At 58.2% G+C, this 14,843-nt stretch carries 21 protein-coding genes and 1 tRNA gene; 11 read left to right on the top strand and 11 right to left on the bottom strand.

The window, feature by feature from the left end; genetic code table 11:
* The first annotated feature begins 32 nt into the window (after nucleotides 1–32).
* On the top strand, nucleotides 33–902 hold the full coding sequence (locus NPS29_RS12470) for a hypothetical protein (RefSeq protein WP_274132891.1): 870 nt from the start codon (nucleotides 33–35) through the stop codon (nucleotides 900–902).
* A gap of 2 nt (nucleotides 903–904) precedes the next feature.
* Here the strand turns inward: NPS29_RS12470 and NPS29_RS12465 are convergent, their stop codons facing one another.
* Nucleotides 905–1,219 (bottom strand): hypothetical protein, encoded by a 315-nt coding sequence (locus NPS29_RS12465; protein WP_274132889.1) that lies wholly within the window; start codon nucleotides 1,217–1,219, stop codon nucleotides 905–907.
* Nucleotides 1,220–1,489: 270 nt separating this feature from the next.
* On the opposite strand from NPS29_RS12465, the gene NPS29_RS12460 reads away from it, so the two are divergent.
* The 8 genes from NPS29_RS12460 to NPS29_RS12420 all read left to right on the top strand — a co-directional run bounded on the left by NPS29_RS12460 (nucleotide 1,490) and on the right by NPS29_RS12420 (nucleotide 5,564).
* Nucleotides 1,490–1,693, top strand: a complete 204-nt coding sequence (locus tag NPS29_RS12460) for a hypothetical protein (protein ID WP_274132888.1) — start codon at nucleotides 1,490–1,492, stop codon at nucleotides 1,691–1,693.
* The gene (locus NPS29_RS12455; protein ID WP_274132887.1) at nucleotides 1,690–2,439 is read left to right on the top strand and encodes a hypothetical protein; all 750 of its coding nucleotides are present in this window, start codon (nucleotides 1,690–1,692) and stop codon (nucleotides 2,437–2,439) included. The genes NPS29_RS12460 and NPS29_RS12455 overlap by 4 nt, the downstream gene beginning before the upstream one ends.
* Before the next feature lie 54 nt (nucleotides 2,440–2,493).
* Complete coding sequence (locus NPS29_RS12450) at nucleotides 2,494–2,868, top strand: HNH endonuclease (protein ID WP_274132886.1); 375 nt, start codon at nucleotides 2,494–2,496, stop codon at nucleotides 2,866–2,868.
* The gene (locus NPS29_RS12445; RefSeq protein WP_274132885.1) at nucleotides 2,865–3,221 is read left to right on the top strand and encodes a hypothetical protein; all 357 of its coding nucleotides are present in this window, start codon (nucleotides 2,865–2,867) and stop codon (nucleotides 3,219–3,221) included. The genes NPS29_RS12450 and NPS29_RS12445 overlap by 4 nt, the downstream gene beginning before the upstream one ends.
* Nucleotides 3,218–3,373, top strand: coding sequence for a hypothetical protein (locus tag NPS29_RS12440; RefSeq protein ID WP_274132884.1), 156 nt, complete (start codon nucleotides 3,218–3,220; stop codon nucleotides 3,371–3,373). Before NPS29_RS12445 ends, NPS29_RS12440 begins: the two co-directional genes overlap by 4 nt.
* Nucleotides 3,370–3,690, top strand: a complete 321-nt coding sequence (locus tag NPS29_RS12435) for a hypothetical protein (protein ID WP_274132883.1) — start codon at nucleotides 3,370–3,372, stop codon at nucleotides 3,688–3,690. The genes NPS29_RS12440 and NPS29_RS12435 overlap by 4 nt, the downstream gene beginning before the upstream one ends.
* A gap of 56 nt (nucleotides 3,691–3,746) precedes the next feature.
* Nucleotides 3,747–4,091 carry a hypothetical protein gene (locus NPS29_RS12430; RefSeq protein ID WP_274132882.1) on the top strand — a complete coding sequence of 115 codons (345 nt, stop codon included), beginning with the start codon at nucleotides 3,747–3,749 and terminating at the stop codon, nucleotides 4,089–4,091.
* Nucleotides 4,092–4,367: 276 nt separating this feature from the next.
* On the top strand, nucleotides 4,368–5,564 hold the full coding sequence (locus tag NPS29_RS12420; RefSeq protein ID WP_337993890.1) for a tyrosine-type recombinase/integrase: 1,197 nt from the start codon (nucleotides 4,368–4,370) through the stop codon (nucleotides 5,562–5,564).
* A gap of 69 nt (nucleotides 5,565–5,633) precedes the next feature.
* On the opposite strand, the gene NPS29_RS12415 is transcribed toward NPS29_RS12420, so the two are convergent.
* The 9 genes from NPS29_RS12415 to thrS form a co-directional block, all read right to left on the bottom strand.
* Nucleotides 5,634–5,710, bottom strand: a tRNA-Pro gene (locus NPS29_RS12415).
* 90 nt (nucleotides 5,711–5,800) lie between these two features.
* Nucleotides 5,801–6,157, bottom strand: coding sequence for a MerR family transcriptional regulator (locus tag NPS29_RS12410; protein ID WP_274132880.1), 357 nt, complete (start codon nucleotides 6,155–6,157; stop codon nucleotides 5,801–5,803).
* Nucleotides 6,138–6,440 carry an integration host factor subunit alpha gene (gene ihfA, locus NPS29_RS12405; protein WP_002553164.1) on the bottom strand — a complete coding sequence of 101 codons (303 nt, stop codon included), beginning with the start codon at nucleotides 6,438–6,440 and terminating at the stop codon, nucleotides 6,138–6,140. Before ihfA ends, NPS29_RS12410 begins: the two co-directional genes overlap by 20 nt.
* Nucleotides 6,441–6,443: 3 nt before the next feature.
* Nucleotides 6,444–8,825 (bottom strand): phenylalanine--tRNA ligase subunit beta, encoded by a 2,382-nt coding sequence (gene pheT, locus NPS29_RS12400; protein ID WP_274132879.1) that lies wholly within the window; start codon nucleotides 8,823–8,825, stop codon nucleotides 6,444–6,446.
* Between the two features lie 35 nt (nucleotides 8,826–8,860).
* Entirely contained in the window at nucleotides 8,861–9,877 is a 1,017-nt protein-coding gene (gene pheS, locus NPS29_RS12395; RefSeq protein WP_274132878.1) for a phenylalanine--tRNA ligase subunit alpha, read from the bottom strand.
* A 102-nt stretch (nucleotides 9,878–9,979) separates the two neighbouring features.
* The gene (gene rplT / locus NPS29_RS12390; RefSeq protein ID WP_045184205.1) at nucleotides 9,980–10,336 is read right to left on the bottom strand and encodes a 50S ribosomal protein L20; all 357 of its coding nucleotides are present in this window, start codon (nucleotides 10,334–10,336) and stop codon (nucleotides 9,980–9,982) included.
* 28 nt (nucleotides 10,337–10,364) lie between these two features.
* Entirely contained in the window at nucleotides 10,365–10,559 is a 195-nt protein-coding gene (rpmI, locus tag NPS29_RS12385; RefSeq protein WP_274132877.1) for a 50S ribosomal protein L35, read from the bottom strand.
* A gap of 60 nt (nucleotides 10,560–10,619) precedes the next feature.
* Nucleotides 10,620–11,171: a translation initiation factor IF-3 gene (gene infC, locus NPS29_RS12380; RefSeq protein ID WP_274132985.1), complete on the bottom strand. Its 552-nt coding sequence runs from the start codon at nucleotides 11,169–11,171 to the stop codon at nucleotides 10,620–10,622.
* A complete protein-coding gene (gene thrS / locus NPS29_RS12375) occupies nucleotides 11,171–13,093 on the bottom strand; it encodes a threonine--tRNA ligase (RefSeq protein WP_274132876.1) in 1,923 nt (640 codons plus the stop codon). Before thrS ends, infC begins: the two co-directional genes overlap by 1 nt.
* A 391-nt stretch (nucleotides 13,094–13,484) precedes the next feature.
* Between thrS and NPS29_RS12370 the strand changes: the two genes are divergently transcribed.
* Both NPS29_RS12370 and NPS29_RS12365 read left to right on the top strand, forming a co-directional pair.
* Nucleotides 13,485–13,799 (top strand): hypothetical protein, encoded by a 315-nt coding sequence (locus tag NPS29_RS12370; RefSeq protein ID WP_274132875.1) that lies wholly within the window; start codon nucleotides 13,485–13,487, stop codon nucleotides 13,797–13,799.
* A 297-nt stretch (nucleotides 13,800–14,096) separates the two neighbouring features.
* The gene (locus tag NPS29_RS12365; protein ID WP_003179963.1) at nucleotides 14,097–14,309 is read left to right on the top strand and encodes a cold-shock protein; all 213 of its coding nucleotides are present in this window, start codon (nucleotides 14,097–14,099) and stop codon (nucleotides 14,307–14,309) included.
* A 60-nt stretch (nucleotides 14,310–14,369) separates the two neighbouring features.
* On the opposite strand, the gene NPS29_RS12360 is transcribed toward NPS29_RS12365, so the two are convergent.
* Nucleotides 14,370–14,693: an I78 family peptidase inhibitor gene (locus NPS29_RS12360; protein WP_274132874.1), complete on the bottom strand. Its 324-nt coding sequence runs from the start codon at nucleotides 14,691–14,693 to the stop codon at nucleotides 14,370–14,372.
* Nucleotides 14,694–14,843: the final 150 nt, after the last annotated feature.

Genomic DNA, 14,843 nt, shown 5'->3' with positions numbered 1-14,843 from the left:
TTCCACGAATCACGCCACTGGCGAGGATCAGAATGAACCCCTACAAAATCACTGGCCCGGCTCAGATCGGTGTCAGCGGCGGACGTACCAGCGGTGACATGCTGAAAAAAATTCTGGATGCTCACGACGGTAAACTCCCGCAAGATGTGCACGCCTTCTTCCAGAACACCGGCAAGGAGGACGAGAGGACGCTGGTATTCATAGACGCGATGGCCAGGCACTGGAACGTGAACATCGTCTGGATGGAGTGGTGCCGGGTATACGGCCAGCCGGACGACGCACCCTGGTACAAGCTCGTCGATTTCGAGACCGCCAGCCGAAACGGTGAGCCGTTCACCATGATGCTGGAGTACTACGAGGCGTACCGGAAAGCGGAGAAAAACCTGCCAGCCGTGCTGCCAAACTTCAGCAACAACATGTGCACCGCCTACCTAAAGGTGAAGATCGGCGAAAAGCACATGCGGGCCCTGGGGTACGACCAGTGGGATTGCATCGTCGGGATTCGCTACGACGAGCCGCGGCGATACAGCCGAATGATGACCGCAAACGAACGCGGCAATGCGCGATGGGATAGTGTCTGCCCTTCCTACGTGGCTGGAGTCACGAAAGAAGATGTCGCGGCATTCTGGGCTGAGCAGCCCTTCGACCTCGGGATGGATTCGGACTACGGCAATTGCGACCTGTGCTGGAAGAAAAGCGAGGCGAAGTTGATCCGGACCATCCAGGAAGACCCGTCGCGAGTCATCTGGTGGTCCGGCACCGAAGAACGCTTCGGCCAGGTGTTCCGCCAAGACCGCCCCAATTACAAGTCGTTGGCCTGGTCTGCTGATCAGCGCTCCCGCCAGAAAGACTTCGATTTCGATTATCTCGCCGAAGACATCGACTGCTTCTGCGGCGATTGATCTTAGTACTTGAAGGCTGAAACCAGACCAGTCACGGCACCAATCAAACCGACAGCAATGCCGAACCAATAACCAACAGCTTCACGTCTGTGCTTTTCCTCCGACCTGATAGCCTCGCGCGCAGCTCGAATGCCTTTTTCGGTCAGATAATAGGGCTGCTTAGGATCGTCGTCCCAGTCCACACGACCGTACATTTCTGGATCGGTGAGGTCTGGCATCTGAGCATCCAAAGCATCAGCTTTGTTTCTCAGATATTCGGTATGGATGAGCATCTTCCATTCGAACAGGGCGTCATCCTTTCGGACATATTCAGACATCCAAGCGTTATCCATATCGTCCGCTGAGGGCGGATACGTAGCGTCAAGTAGCTTTTGGCCTTTCCTCTGCCTCCGCAACGATAGCCGATATTCCACGTAGTTTTTCCAAAGCCACATCCTTGTTTCCTCGCGTTATTCAGTGACAGTAAATATACGCGGGAGTGGTCGACCAGCACACAACACATTGAACGAACCAACTATCCAACCCAAAAGTAACCTTTAGAGGTTACATCTCGAAAAGTAACCTGAATCGGTTACAGGGATATCGTCATGCCTGAATCGCCAAGTGCGCAGCACCAGGTGCGCGCCACCATCACCAGCCCGTCCGAAGGCAGCCCGGTCATCAGCTTCCGCCAGCTGCCATTCGAGCCAGTCACGCCGCAGCAGGCCCGCGACATCGCCCGCCAAATCATCCAAGCCGCCAACGTCGCCGACCAGGGCGAAGTGGGCACGTATCCGCAGGAGGGGTTATGAGTCAGGGAAAAGAACAGTGCTGCACACCGACAGCCGAAGAAAAGGCTTCGCTCGCCGCTGGCGACTGCACCCCGGAAGAGCTGTGGGGCGGTTCACGCCCTACCTGTCCGAAATGCATCGACTCGCCTGCTCCGCTTGCTGGCGAAGGTGTGGAAGTCATGCGCTGGCAGTTGAAAGGCTTCTTGCCGGGTGTAGAGGGTATGTGCAAAGCAGCATTTCGGCCCATCGTCGTGCTCGCTGATGACTATGACTCGCAAGTCGCCCGCCTCCAGGCCGAGAACGCAGCCCTACAGCAGCGCCTGAACGAGGCAGACCAGCGCATAGACGATTTGGAGCAGGACAAGGCGCGGCTCGATTCCCTCGAGGCGAACTATTGGGACGTGCGCCATCACAGCACCCCGATTGCAGACACCGGCGACCACAGCACCAGCGTCGAGATCATCGGGCACTGGATGGGTACGCCGCATGAGCGTGTGATCGGCGAGAACTACAACGAGAACCTGCGCGCGGCCATTGACCAGGCGATGACAGCGGACGCCTACCCTCCAGCCAGGCCGGAATATCCCGAACTCGATGCGGCGCTCGCCGAAGAGGACTGGCATATGAACCCGTGCAAGCAGGGTCACCACGATGTGGGCGCATGCCAGGGCAAGGCCTTCTGTCACACCTGCGACGAGACGATCACGGCCGCCAGCACGCAAGAAGCCTTCGAGCAGTGGAACGCCTCCCACCCTGCCGCCAAGTAACCCCTCACCACCCTATCCATTGCCTGCTGCGCCTGAGCGCGGCGAGGAGAAACTGTGCGCCTGAAGAAACATGAGCGCGAGCAGATCCGCCTGAAATACGGCGGCCATTGCGCGTACTGCGGTGTTGAGTTGGGCCCGAAGTGGCACGCCGATCACCACGACGCCGTTCGGCGGAACTGGGGCAAAAAGGCGAAGCTGGTTCCGGCGCTCAACCCTGAGAACCACAACCTCGAAAACATGATGCCGGCTTGCATCCCATGCAACCTGAGCAAGCACGCAATGCCGCTGGAAGCCTGGCGGGAATGGCTGGCCGGGCACGTCAACAGCCTCAACCTCTATCACCCCATCTACCGGCTCGCGAAGGCGTACGGCCTGATCGTCGAGACAGCGGTGCCGGTGGTGTTCTATTTCGAGAAGGTGAAGCCATGAGCCAGCCAAAAACAGCGACAGTCGAGCGACACCGCTACGTGCTCGACTGGTTTGAGCGCGACAAGATCGAACTGGATTTGGAAAACAGCCACTACGAATTCAATTACCGTTTCGGGCCTGACTGGTTTCTGGAAGGTCGCCGACGCAACGAGAAAACGGGGGAATGGGAGGAAATTATCTGGCCACGCGGCGGCGCATTCAACATCGCAAACCCGGGCGAAGCCTTGGCAGCTTTGGGCGATCGTGTGACGAAATTCACCTGCATCTCTACCGGAATGCAATTCCAGCGCGCCATGAGCACCTTGCTGAACAGGGCAGCGGTCATCCGTGAAGGCCAGCAGGTGACGCCATGATCAGCCGCGATCAGTTCGAACAGGCCTACGCCGATGACCACAACTGCACTCTGGCCTGGTGCCAATCCCAACGCCTGAGCAATGGCAGCTATCTGGATCGTTTCATGGCCCGCGCCTGGCACTGGTGGCAGCGCGGCAAGGAGGCGGCATGAGAACTGTCGTTCGCATCGTCGAAGATCCTTCCGCCAAATGGGGCTTTCGCCGCGAATCCGCGACGTACGAGGATGCAGAGAAGATCACTGGTTTTCGTCTCGACAGGCGCTCCAGCTTTCTAATCCTGCGTGACGGCCGTGTTGAGCAGATCGGCGTCGCCACCATCGGCTGCTCTGGCTGCAGCTGCGACTGTTCGTCGTGCTCATATGGCTACAACGCTCATGGTGCAAGCGGGTGCGAGGAATGCGGCTACACCGGTAAGCGCCGTGTGCACTTCGGATTCCCGCCGACCCCGCCATCCAGAAAAACAGCCTAACCCCTTCCCCATCATCCACATGCCTGCCGGTGTACGGCGGGCGGGAGAGCTATTGCATGAAAATCAACGCAGGCGGTTCCAGCGTGACAATCGACGGGCGCACCTTCACAGGTCGCAGCATCAGTATCAATGGCGACAAGGTCGTGGTCGATGGGGTTGAGCAGTCAGGAACCCTGGTCGGGCCTATCAGCGTCACGGTGAATGGTAACGCCGAATCGGTTGAAACGGGCTCCGGGAAAGTCGAGGTGAGTGGTTATGCCGGGCGCGTGAAGACGATGAGTGGCGACGTGAAGTGCGGTGATGTACGCGGCGACGTCGGGACAATGTCAGGCGATGTCACCTGTGGCACGGTGGCTGGCAATGTGAAAACCATGTCGGGCGACATCATCGGACGGAGGTAGCTACATGGCGAACGCTACAGCCGCCAAGGCGACAAGCATCCAGCCGCGATTCATCCGGTTTGGAGATGCGCCTGGCTATCTCGGCATGTGCCGGGACGAGTTCAACAAGACCGTGCGACCCCAGGTACGGGAATTTCCAATCGGGAAACAGGGCGTTGCGTTCGACCGGCACGAGCTGGACGAGTGGGCCGATGCCTACATTGCCGCACGGGCAATTGAAAAAGCCGCTATTCAGGACAACAATCAGCCCCGCAGTGGGCGCCAAGGAGTCAATAAATGGCGCGAAAAACGATCTCCGGTCTCTACGAGAGAAACGGAATCTGGCACATCGACAAGGTCGTCAGAGGTCAGCGACTTCAAGAAAGCACTGGAGCAAGCGAAAGGCAGGAAGCGGAGCAGTACCTGATTCACCGGCTGGAAAAGCTCAGGCAGGAAAAGGTTTACGGTGTGCGCCAGGTGCGAACTTGGCGCGAGGCGGCCACCCGGTTCTTGGTGGAGTTCAAGGACCAGGCCTCGATCGCGCTGTCCGCATCGCACATCGAGCAGTTGGACCCGTATATCGGCGATCTTCCGATCACCCATATAGACGACGGCACGTTGGCCGCATTTAAGCGTGACCGGCAAAAGCCCACGAAAACTGAAAAAGGGAAGGTAAAGCCAGGGGTTTCGAACCGAACGGTCAACATCGCGTTGCAGCGTGTCGTGCGGATCTTGAACCTGTGCCACAGGAAGTGGCGAGACGCAGAGAAGCGGCCATGGCTGGACAGCGTGCCGATGATCTCGATGCTTGAGGAAAAGAGGTCGAGCCGTAAGCCCTACCCCATGTCATGGGAAGAGCAGTCGATTCTGTTCGCGGAAATCCCGGATCACCTGTTGAGGATGGCTCTCTACAAGGTGAACACCGGTTGCCGCGAGCAGGAAGTCTGCAAACTCAAGTGGGAGTGGGAAATTCGGGTGCCGGAGCTGGGAACGAGCGTGTTCCTGATTCCGGATGACTTCGGCGGGCGAAACGAGCGGTCCGGCGTCAAAAACCGGGACGAACGGCTCGTCGTGATGAACAAGGTGGCAATGCGGATTATCGACGGGCAGCGTGGGCTGCATGCGCAGTATGTCTTCCCGTACGGTCAGCCAGATGAGCACGGGCCAACTGCAATGCATCGGATGAACGACACAGCCTGGAAGAAAGCCAGGGTGCGGGCGGCGGCGAAGTGGGAGAAGGAACACAAGTCACCGGCGCACCCTGGGTTCAGATCGATCAGGGTTCACGACCTCAAGCACACCTTTGGCAGAAGGTTACGTGCAGCGGGCGTGACGGAAGAAGATCGAAAGGCATTGCTTGGACACAGGAACGGCAGCATCACCAGCCACTATTCTATCGCAGAGCTTGGGCAGTTGATTGAGGAGGCAAACAAAGTATCGGCAACCGATTCGCGAGGACCGGCACTGACGATCTTGAAGAGGAAAACGGGATGATTCCCCGCAAAAGTCCCTATGCATGAAAAAGCCCAACCTGAAAAGATTGGGCTAAGTCATTGAATAATATGGTCGGGACGGAGTGATTCGAACACTCGACCCCTAGCACCCCATGCTAGTGCGCTACCGGACTGCGCTACGCCCCGACTAGGCGTGTATCTGATTTCGCTTCTTGTGAAAGCGTCGAGGAATATACCCTAAGCTTTTGAAAGATGGAAGTATTTGATGACGCGGCACTATTTGCGCAGGACCACCAGAACATCTTCCAGCTCGACAATCATCTGTCGTATCAGCTGCTTGTATTGCAGGGAATCGTCCTTGACCTCATCGCTGGAGAGGCGCAAGCGCGCCCCGCCGATGGTGAAGCCCTGATCGTAAAGCAGCGCGCGGATCTGCCGGATCATCAGCACGTCCTGGCGCTGATAATACCGGCGATTCCCGCGGCGCTTGACCGGGTTGAGCTGAGGAAATTCCTGTTCCCAATAACGCAGAACGTGCGGTTTGACCGCGCAGAGCTCGCTGACTTCACCAATGGTGAAGTAGCGTTTGCCGGGAATAGGCGGTAGCTCGTCGTTATGACTTGGTTCCAGCATAAGCCTCAACTCGGGCCTTCAATTTCTGCCCTGGGCGAAAGGTGACCACACGGCGAGCTGTAATCGGAATTTCTTCCCCTGTCTTGGGATTTCGACCCGGTCGCTGGCGTTTATCTCGCAGGTCAAAATTACCGAATCCGGACAATTTGACCTGCTCGTTATCTTCCAGAGCGTGCCTGATTTCCTCAAAGAACAGCTCAACCAGTTCCTTGGCTTCTCGTTTATTCAGGCCTAGCTCTTCGTACAGACGTTCGGCCATCTCAGCTTTCGTCAGAGCCCCCATACGCTACTTCCTTAACGTGGCGTTTAACCTTTCCTCAAGCGAGGTGAGAATTTGCTGCGTCGAAGCGTTTACCTCATCGTCAGTAAGAGTGCGCGATGGATGTTGCCAGGTCAAGCCAACTGCAAGGCTTTTTCTATGCGGATCAATGCCTTTACCCTGATAAACATCAAATAGCCTGAGGTCTGTCAGCCATTGCCCTGCATTTTCACGGATTACGTCCATTACCGCAGTGGCCGCAACCTCGCGATCAGCCAGCAACGCCAGGTCCCGACGCACTTCCGGGAAGCGCGACAGTTCGTGGAATTTCGGCAGACGGCCCTCGACCACATCGGCCAGAACCAGCTCGAACACGAACACCGGACGATCCAGACCCAGGGTCTTGGCCAGTTCCGGGTGGATCGCGCCGAGGTAGCCGACTTCACGGCCATCACGCTCGATACGGGCGGTCTGGCCTGGGTGCAAGGCTGGATGTTTGCCCGGTACGAAACGGAAATCATCCAGTGCGCCACTGAAGCCCAGCACGGCTTCCACGTCAGCCTTGACGTCGAAGAAGTCCACGCCATCACGACCCTGCGCCCAGCCTTCCGGCAGGCGACTGCCGCAGATCACACCTGCCAGCATAGGCTCTTGTTTCAAACCTTCCAGTTGGCCGACGAAACGCAGGCCACTTTCGAACAGGCGCACGCGGTCCTGCTGGCGATTGAGGTTGTGTTGCAACGCCTTGACCAGGCCCGGCCACAGCGACGAGCGCATGGCGGCCATGTCAGCGGAGATCGGGTTGGCCAGCAGCAGCGGCTCGACGCCCGGGCTGAACAGCTCGAACCATTTCTGATCGATGAAGCTGTAGGTAATCGCTTCCTGGTAGCCGCGCGCAACCAGCAGGCGGCGCAGTGCAGGCAGGTCACCCCTTGATTCGGAGCGTGCTTGCGGAGCCAGGCGGGCCTGAGGGTAACGAACCGGCAGACGGTTGTAGCCGTACAGGCGGGCCAGCTCTTCGATCAGGTCCACTTCCAGGGAAATGTCGAAGCGGTGGCTTGGCACTTCTACGCGCCACTCGCCCGCCGCCTGGGAAGACACCTCCAGGCCAAGACCGCTGAGCAGGCGCTCGACTTCGGCAGCTTCCATCTTCATGCCCAGCATTTGCTCGATACGCTCGGCACGCAGGGTGACCGGAGCAATCGACGGCAGGTGCTGCTCGCTGACGGTTTCAATGACCGGACCGGCTTCGCCGCCAGTGATTTCCAGCAGCAGGCCAGTGGCGCGCTCCATGGCTTCACGGGCCAGTTGCCAGTCCACGCCACGCTCGTAGCGGTGCGAGGCATCGGTGTGCAGGCCGTAGGAACGTGCCTTGCCAGCGACCGCGATCTGATCGAAGAAAGCGCTTTCCAGGAAAATGTCGCGAGTGGTCGCGGTGTTCACGCCGCTGTGCTCGCCGCCCATGACGCCGGCGATGGCCAGTGCACGTTGATGGTCGGCAATGACCAGGGTGTCGGCACGCAGGCTGACTTCCTGACCGTCCAGCAATACCAGCTTCTCGCCCTCTTCGGCCATGCGCACGCGAATGCCGCCGTTGATTTCGGCGAGATCGAAGGCGTGCAGAGGCTGACCCAGTTCAAGCATCACGTAGTTGGTGATGTCGACGGCGGCATCGATGCTGCGCACTTCGGAACGACGCAGACGCTCGACCATCCACAGCGGGGTCGGACGCGACAGGTCGACGTTACGGATGACGCGACCCAGATAACGCGGGCAGGCAGCCGGCGCGAGCACTTCCACCGAACGCACTTCGTCGTGGACGGCTGGCACTGCAGCCACCTGCGGGCGGGTGACCGCAGCGTCGTACAGGGCGCCGACTTCGCGGGCCAGGCCCGCCACGGACAGGCAGTCGCCACGGTTCGGGGTCAGGTCGACCTCGATGCTGACGTCGTCCAGTTCCAGCCAGGCACGGAAATCCTGACCGACTGGCGCATCGGCAGGCAGTTCCATCAGGCCGTCATTGCCCTCGCCCACCTGCAGCTCGGCCTGGGAGCAGAGCATGCCGTTGGACTCGACACCACGCAGCTTGGCTTTCTTGATCTTGAAGTCGCCGGGCAGTTCGGCACCGATCATGGCGAACGGAATCTTCAGGCCAGGGCGCACGTTTGGCGCGCCACACACCACCTGGAAGGTTTCCGAACCATTGCTGACCTGGCACACGCGCAGCTTGTCGGCATCCGGGTGCTGCTCGGTGCTCAACACTTCGCCGACCACGACGCCGGTGAATGCACCGGCTGCCGGGGTCACGCTATCGACCTCAAGGCCGGCCATCGACAGACGAGCAACCAGCTCGTCGCGGGAAACTTGCGGGCTGACCCAGCCGCGCAACCATTGTTCGCTGAATTTCATTCTGTTCTCCTGATTATTCGTGACGTGCGTGAGGCCTAGCGGAATTGCGCCAGGAACCTCAGGTCGTTGTCGAAGAACAGGCGCAAGTCATTGACGCCGTAACGCAGCATGGCCAGGCGTTCTGCCCCCATGCCGAAGGCAAAGCCCTGGAACTCTTCGGGGTCGATCCCCGACATGCGCAGCACGTTCGGGTGCACCATGCCGCAGCCCATGACTTCCAGCCAGCCGGTCTGCTTGCAGACGCGGCAGCCCTTGCCACTGCACATCACGCATTCCATGTCGACTTCAGCCGATGGCTCGGTGAACGGGAAATACGAAGGACGGAAACGCACTGCCAGTTCTTTCTCGAAGAACACGCGCAGGAACTCCTCGATGGTGCCTTTCAGGTCGGCGAAATTGATCTCGCGGTCGACCAGCAGGCCTTCGACCTGGTGGAACATCGGGGAGTGAGTGATATCGGAGTCGCTGCGATACACACGGCCTGGGCAGACGATGCGGATCGGCGGCTTGTTCGCTTCCATGGTGCGGACCTGTACCGGCGAGGTATGGGTGCGCAGCAACATGTTGGCGTTGAAATAGAAGGTGTCGTGCATCGACCGGGCCGGGTGATGGCCTGGGATGTTGAGCGCCTCGAAGTTGTGATAGTCGTCTTCGACCTCAGGGCCTTCGGCGATGCCGTAGCCGATGTGGGTGAAGAACTGTTCGATACGTTCCAGAGTCCGGGTGACAGGGTGCAGACCGCCAGTGGTCTGTCCGCGGCCAGGCAGGGTCACGTCAATCGACTCGGCGGCGAGTTTGGCGGCAAGATCCGCTTCCTCGAACGACGCCTTGCGCGCATTGAGAACCTCTGTGACACGCTCCTTGGCAACGTTGATCAGGGCGCCGACCTGCGGACGCTCTTCAGCCGGCAGATTGCCCAGGGTCTTCATCACCTGAGTCAGTTCGCCTTTCTTGCCGAGGTAGTGGACCCGGATTTGCTCCAGGGCATTGATATCTTCGGCGCTTTGCACAGCCTCAAGTGCTTGAGAGACCAGCGCGTCCAGGTTTTCCATGTACAGACTCCAGATACGAAATAGGGGAAGAGCTTACAAGGCTCTTCCCCTATCTATGACGTTTAACACCGGGCCCCGAAGAGCTCGGTGATTGCCGGGGACTTAGGCCAGAGTGGCTTTAGCTTTCTCGACAATCGCAGCAAACGCCGCTTTTTCGTTCACTGCCAGATCAGCCAGAACCTTACGGTCGATTTCGATCGACGCTTTTTTCAGGCCAGCGATCAGACGGCTGTAAGACAGGCCGTTGACGCGAGCACCAGCGTTGATACGAGCGATCCACAGAGCGCGGAACTGACGTTTTTTCTGACGACGGTCGCGGTAGGCGTATTGGCCTGCCTTGATTACCGCTTGCTTGGCAACACGGAATACGCGTGAACGCGCGCCGTAGTAGCCTTTAGCAAGTTTCAGAATTTTTTTGTGACGCTTACGGGCAATGACGCCACGCTTTACACGAGCCATGAGTAACTTCCTCTATCTTTGATCAAAATTAACGAAGGCGCAGCATGCGCTCGACTTTTGCCACGTCGGACGGATGCAGCAGGCTGCTTCCGCGCAGATGACGCTTACGCTTGGTCGACATTTTGGTCAGGATGTGGCTCTTGAAAGCGTGCTTGTGCTTGATGCCATTCGCGGTTTTCAGAAACCGCTTAGCTGCACCACTTTTGGTCTTCATCTTTGGCATGTTCGGATACTCCGCATTCAGTTGATAAACATAACCGCAAGGCCTGCCGTGCCCTGGGGGTTATTTCTTTCTTTTCGGGGCGATGACCATGATCAGCTGGCGTCCTTCCATCTTAGGATGCTGTTCGACCGAACCGTATTCGAGCAGGTCACCTTCAACCCGCTTCAACAGTTCCATCCCCAGCTCCTGGTGGGCCATCTCACGACCGCGAAATCTCAAGGAAATCTTGGCCCTGTCCCCGTCACTCAGGAAACGTACCAGGTTGCGTAGTTTTACCTGGTAATCCCCTTCCTCCGTCCCTGGACGAAACTTGATTTCTTTAATCTGAATCTGCTTCTGGTTCTTCTTCGCTTCGTTGGCCTGCTTCTTCTTCTCGAAGAGGTGCTTGCCGTAGTCCATCACCTTACACACAGGTGGCTGGGCGTCTGCGGAGATTTCCACCAGATCCAACTTCGCTTCTTCAGCTATACGAAGCGCTTCATCAATCGAGACGATGCCAATCTGCTCGCCGTCTGCGCCAATTAACCGAACCTCGCGTGCCGAGATATTCTCGTTGATCGGGGCTTTCGGTGCAGCTCGTTTATCTTGTCTCATTTCACGCTTAATAATAATTACTCCGAATCTTGGCGACCACGCCGGGAAACCGCTTGTGCAAGGAACTCCGAGAACCGGGCGACCGGCATCGAGCCGAGGTCTGCGCCTTCACGGGTACGCACAGCGACAGTTTGCGTTTCGACTTCCCGGTCTCCGATGACGAGGAGATAGGGAACCTTGAGCAACGTATGCTCGCGGATTTTAAAGCCGATCTTTTCATTTCTCAAGTCGGACTTGGCACGAAACCCGCTTTGAGCCAGTGTTTTTTCCACCTCAAGGGCAAAATCTGCCTGTTTATCAGTGATATTCATGATCACTGCCTGAGTTGGAGCCAGCCACGCAGGGAATGCACCTTCGTAGTGCTCGATCAGAATTCCGATGAAACGCTCGAAGGAACCGAGAATCGCACGGTGCAACATGACCGGATGCTTGCGCCCGTTGTCTTCCGAAACGAATTCGGCGCCCAAACGGATAGGCAGGTTGAAATCGAGCTGCAATGTACCGCATTGCCACACGCGACCCAAGCAATCCTTGAGGGAAAATTCGATTTTCGGACCGTAGAACGCACCTTCGCCGGGTTGCAGGTCGTAAGGCAGGCCTGCGCTGTCCAGTGCGGCCGCCAGTGCGGACTCTGCGCGATCCCACAGGTCATCGGAGCCGACGCGCTTCTCGGGACGGGTCGAGAGCTTCATCTCGATGTCCTTGAAGCCGAAATCGGCGTAGACGTCCATGGTCAGCTTGATGAACGCGGCGGACTCGGCCTGCATCTGCTCTTCGGTGCAGAAGATGTGCGCGTCGTCCTGGGTGAAGGCACGCACACGCATGATGCCGTGCAGTGCACCCGATGGCTCGTTGCGGTGGCAGGCACCGAACTCGGCCAGACGCATCGGCAGCTCGCGGTAGCTCTTCAGGCCCTGGTTGAACACCTGCACGTGGCAAGGGCAGTTCATCGGCTTGATGGCGTAGTCGCGGCTTTCCGACTCGGTGGTGAACATGTTTTCAGCGTAGTTGGCCCAGTGCCCGGATTTCTCCCACAGGGAGCGATCGACCACCTGCGGAGTCTTGATCTCCAGGTAGCCGTTCTCGCGCTGGGTCTTGCGCATGTACTGCTCGAGCACCTGGTACAGGGTCCAGCCGTTCGGATGCCAGAACACCATGCCCGGCGCTTCTTCCTGGGTGTGGAACAGGCCCAGGCGCTTGCCGATCTTGCGGTGATCGCGCTTTTCGGCTTCTTCGATACGCTGGATGTAGGCCGCCAGTTGCTTCTTGTCAGCCCAGGCAGTGCCGTAGACACGCTGCAGCTGTTCGTTCTTCGCATCGCCGCGCCAGTAGGCGCCGGACAGCTTGGTCAGCTTGAACGACTTGAGGAAACGGGTGTTCGGCACGTGCGGACCGCGGCACATGTCGACGTATTCTTCGTGGTAGTAGAGGCCCATGGCCTTTTCGTTCGGCATGTCCTCGACCAGGCGCAGCTTGTAGTCTTCGCCACGGGCCTTGAACACTTCGATCACTTCGGCGCGCGGAGTGACCTTCTTGATGACGTCGTAATCCTTTTCGATCAGCTGCTGCATGCGCTGCTCGATCGCTGCCAGGTCATCCGGGGTGAACGGGCGCTCGTAGGCGATATCGTAATAGAAGCCGTCATCGATCACCGGGCCGATGACCATTTTCGCCGTCGGGTACAGCTGCTTGACCGCGTGACCCACAAGGTGCGCGCAGGAGTGACGAATGATCTCGACGCCTTCCTGGTCCTTCGGGGTGATGATTTGCAGACTCGCGTCGGCGTCAATGATGTCGCTGGCGTCAACCAGTTGGCCGTTGACCTTGCCGGCAACGGTGGCCTTGGCCAGGCCTGCACCAATGGATGCGGCGACCTCGGCTACGGAAACCGGGTGATCGAAAGAACGTTGACTGCCGTCGGGAAGAGTAATAGTTGGCATGGCGCCTCCTCTCCTAGTGGTGACCCCTACCAAAGGTCACGTGGGTTGGGATAGAGCCAGTACGCGATTCGGTGGTGTACCTGCCTCACAGTGGCAGGAGCCCAAAGGCCAACCGTTTGACCGAACCAGAGTGACTGGATGTACGAAATCGGCAGGCATTGCAACGGGCAACCCCTGACCCGCGAGGCGCAAAAGCGCTGCAGGACGCGCATCCTAGCACAGCGCAGCGGCTCTGCGGTGGGTATGCGAGCGCCATGAACCAATAAACTTTTCGGTAAATACCGTAGGAAAACACCCTGCACTGAACTGGAGCCGATCCCTGCCGTCAGATAAACCGAGGCCCGTTAAAGACTTGCGCCAACGCAGGTCCCACCGATAAAAGGAATCAACCATGAAGCTTCTACGTGTTGCCGCCCTCCTCGCACCATTGGCGTTGACTCTTCCGCTCAGCGCTCATGCCGCCATGGACGCGAAGACCAAAACCAGCTACATGAGCGAGTGCACCGCCGCCGCCACCCAGAACAACCCGGGGATGGACGCCAATGCCGTCAAGGCTCATTGCGAGTGCGGAGCCCAGCAGATCAACAAGAACTTTTCGGACAAGGAAATTGCTTCGCTGAATGACAAAACGACGCCTCCGAGTACCGAAATGACCTCTCGCCTGCAAAAAGCGGTGGGCGAAAACTGCCTGAAGGGCAAAAAATAAAAAATTTACACTTCTCTACAAAAGCGTCGCCCGCAGCCTGCGGAAGATTTTCGACGCAATCGCTGAAGCCCGCCAAACTCGCGGGCTTCAGTCATTTGACGAGACAGTTTGATGGGTGTCGAAGAGGCCTGAATCGGGCCACTGGCAAATGATTTGGACGTATCTATTTGCGTCATTGGCGCAAAGTTCTTACTGAAAAAGTCCAGCTTTCACACAATTCGACTATGATACCTCGCGTGTGCCCAGTTGGCCTGAGCAGCACAGCACTACTGAATATTATGTTTTTGGAGATACACCATGTCTAATCGCCAAACCGGCACCGTAAAATGGTTCAACGATGAAAAAGGCTTCGGCTTTATCACTCCACAGGGTGGCGGCGACGACCTGTTCGTACACTTCAAGGCTATCGAATCCGACGGTTTCAAAAGCCTGAAAGAAGGCCAGACTGTCTCCTTCGTGGCTGAGAAAGGCCAAAAGGGCATGCAAGCCGCTCAGGTTCGCCCGGAGTAATCCGAGCGCGCTGAAAAAACCCCGTCACTGACGGGGTTTTTTTATGCCTGCGTGAAAGCTTCAGCCGCAGTTGACGCGGTTGACCGTGGCCGCTTGGTCAGTGTTCAGATTCAGGCGGTCGGAGCGGTACTCCATGGTAATCATGTCGTTGGGGCCCAGCACGCGTGCGGTCTGCGCACCGGCCTTGACCCGCGCCTGCTCGAGCAAGGCCGGCGTTGCCGGTTTGCCGACTGCGAACTGTGCAGCGGCGGCATCACAGCGGGAATGACCCGATTCGGTCGCGGCGCTACTTTCGGCGGGCTTGGACGATTCGGACGTCGTGCTACAACCTGCCAGCAGTGCCGCTACCAGAACCAGACCCGATGATGCGTATTTCCAGGGCATACAGCCTCCTTGTGTTTACGTGAACCAGAACCTCTGCGACAGCACCCGGCCCGCTTGGTTTCCCCGGGAGGCGGCGAAGCCGTGCAGATCGGGAGATCTGGCTGGATATGGAGTCTGCCCGAGCCCGGGTTTGACGCAAGCATGCAAATC

The sequence above is a fragment of the Pseudomonas putida genome, assembly GCF_028682175.1.
Taxonomy (GTDB): domain Bacteria; phylum Pseudomonadota; class Gammaproteobacteria; order Pseudomonadales; family Pseudomonadaceae; genus Aquipseudomonas; species Aquipseudomonas putida_AD.
The sequence above is the reverse complement of the archived record's forward strand: the minus strand, read 5'-3'. Positions and strand labels throughout refer to the sequence as shown.

What these genes read in the sequence shown, in the direction of transcription:
- NPS29_RS12470 (WP_274132891.1), top strand. Translation starts at nt 33, where the DNA reads ATGAACCCCTACAAAATCACTGGCCCGGCTCAGATCGGTGTCAGCGGC.
- NPS29_RS12465 (WP_274132889.1), bottom strand. Translation starts at nt 1,219, where the DNA reads ATGTCTGAATATGTCCGAAAGGATGACGCCCTGTTCGAATGGAAGATG.
- NPS29_RS12460 (WP_274132888.1), top strand. Translation starts at nt 1,490, where the DNA reads ATGCCTGAATCGCCAAGTGCGCAGCACCAGGTGCGCGCCACCATCACC.
- NPS29_RS12455 (WP_274132887.1), top strand. Translation starts at nt 1,690, where the DNA reads ATGAGTCAGGGAAAAGAACAGTGCTGCACACCGACAGCCGAAGAAAAG.
- NPS29_RS12445 (WP_274132885.1), top strand. Translation starts at nt 2,865, where the DNA reads ATGAGCCAGCCAAAAACAGCGACAGTCGAGCGACACCGCTACGTGCTC.
- NPS29_RS12440 (WP_274132884.1), top strand. Translation starts at nt 3,218, where the DNA reads ATGATCAGCCGCGATCAGTTCGAACAGGCCTACGCCGATGACCACAAC.
- NPS29_RS12435 (WP_274132883.1), top strand. Translation starts at nt 3,370, where the DNA reads ATGAGAACTGTCGTTCGCATCGTCGAAGATCCTTCCGCCAAATGGGGC.
- NPS29_RS12430 (WP_274132882.1), top strand. Translation starts at nt 3,747, where the DNA reads ATGAAAATCAACGCAGGCGGTTCCAGCGTGACAATCGACGGGCGCACC.
- NPS29_RS12420 (WP_337993890.1), top strand. Translation starts at nt 4,368, where the DNA reads ATGGCGCGAAAAACGATCTCCGGTCTCTACGAGAGAAACGGAATCTGG.
- NPS29_RS12410 (WP_274132880.1), bottom strand. Translation starts at nt 6,157, where the DNA reads ATGCTGGAACCAAGTCATAACGACGAGCTACCGCCTATTCCCGGCAAA.
- ihfA (WP_002553164.1), bottom strand. Translation starts at nt 6,440, where the DNA reads ATGGGGGCTCTGACGAAAGCTGAGATGGCCGAACGTCTGTACGAAGAG.
- pheT (WP_274132879.1), bottom strand. Translation starts at nt 8,825, where the DNA reads ATGAAATTCAGCGAACAATGGTTGCGCGGCTGGGTCAGCCCGCAAGTT.
- pheS (WP_274132878.1), bottom strand. Translation starts at nt 9,877, where the DNA reads ATGGAAAACCTGGACGCGCTGGTCTCTCAAGCACTTGAGGCTGTGCAA.
- rplT (WP_045184205.1), bottom strand. Translation starts at nt 10,336, where the DNA reads ATGGCTCGTGTAAAGCGTGGCGTCATTGCCCGTAAGCGTCACAAAAAA.
- rpmI (WP_274132877.1), bottom strand. Translation starts at nt 10,559, where the DNA reads ATGCCAAAGATGAAGACCAAAAGTGGTGCAGCTAAGCGGTTTCTGAAA.
- thrS (WP_274132876.1), bottom strand. Translation starts at nt 13,093, where the DNA reads ATGCCAACTATTACTCTTCCCGACGGCAGTCAACGTTCTTTCGATCAC.
- NPS29_RS12370 (WP_274132875.1), top strand. Translation starts at nt 13,485, where the DNA reads ATGAAGCTTCTACGTGTTGCCGCCCTCCTCGCACCATTGGCGTTGACT.
- NPS29_RS12365 (WP_003179963.1), top strand. Translation starts at nt 14,097, where the DNA reads ATGTCTAATCGCCAAACCGGCACCGTAAAATGGTTCAACGATGAAAAA.
- NPS29_RS12360 (WP_274132874.1), bottom strand. Translation starts at nt 14,693, where the DNA reads ATGCCCTGGAAATACGCATCATCGGGTCTGGTTCTGGTAGCGGCACTG.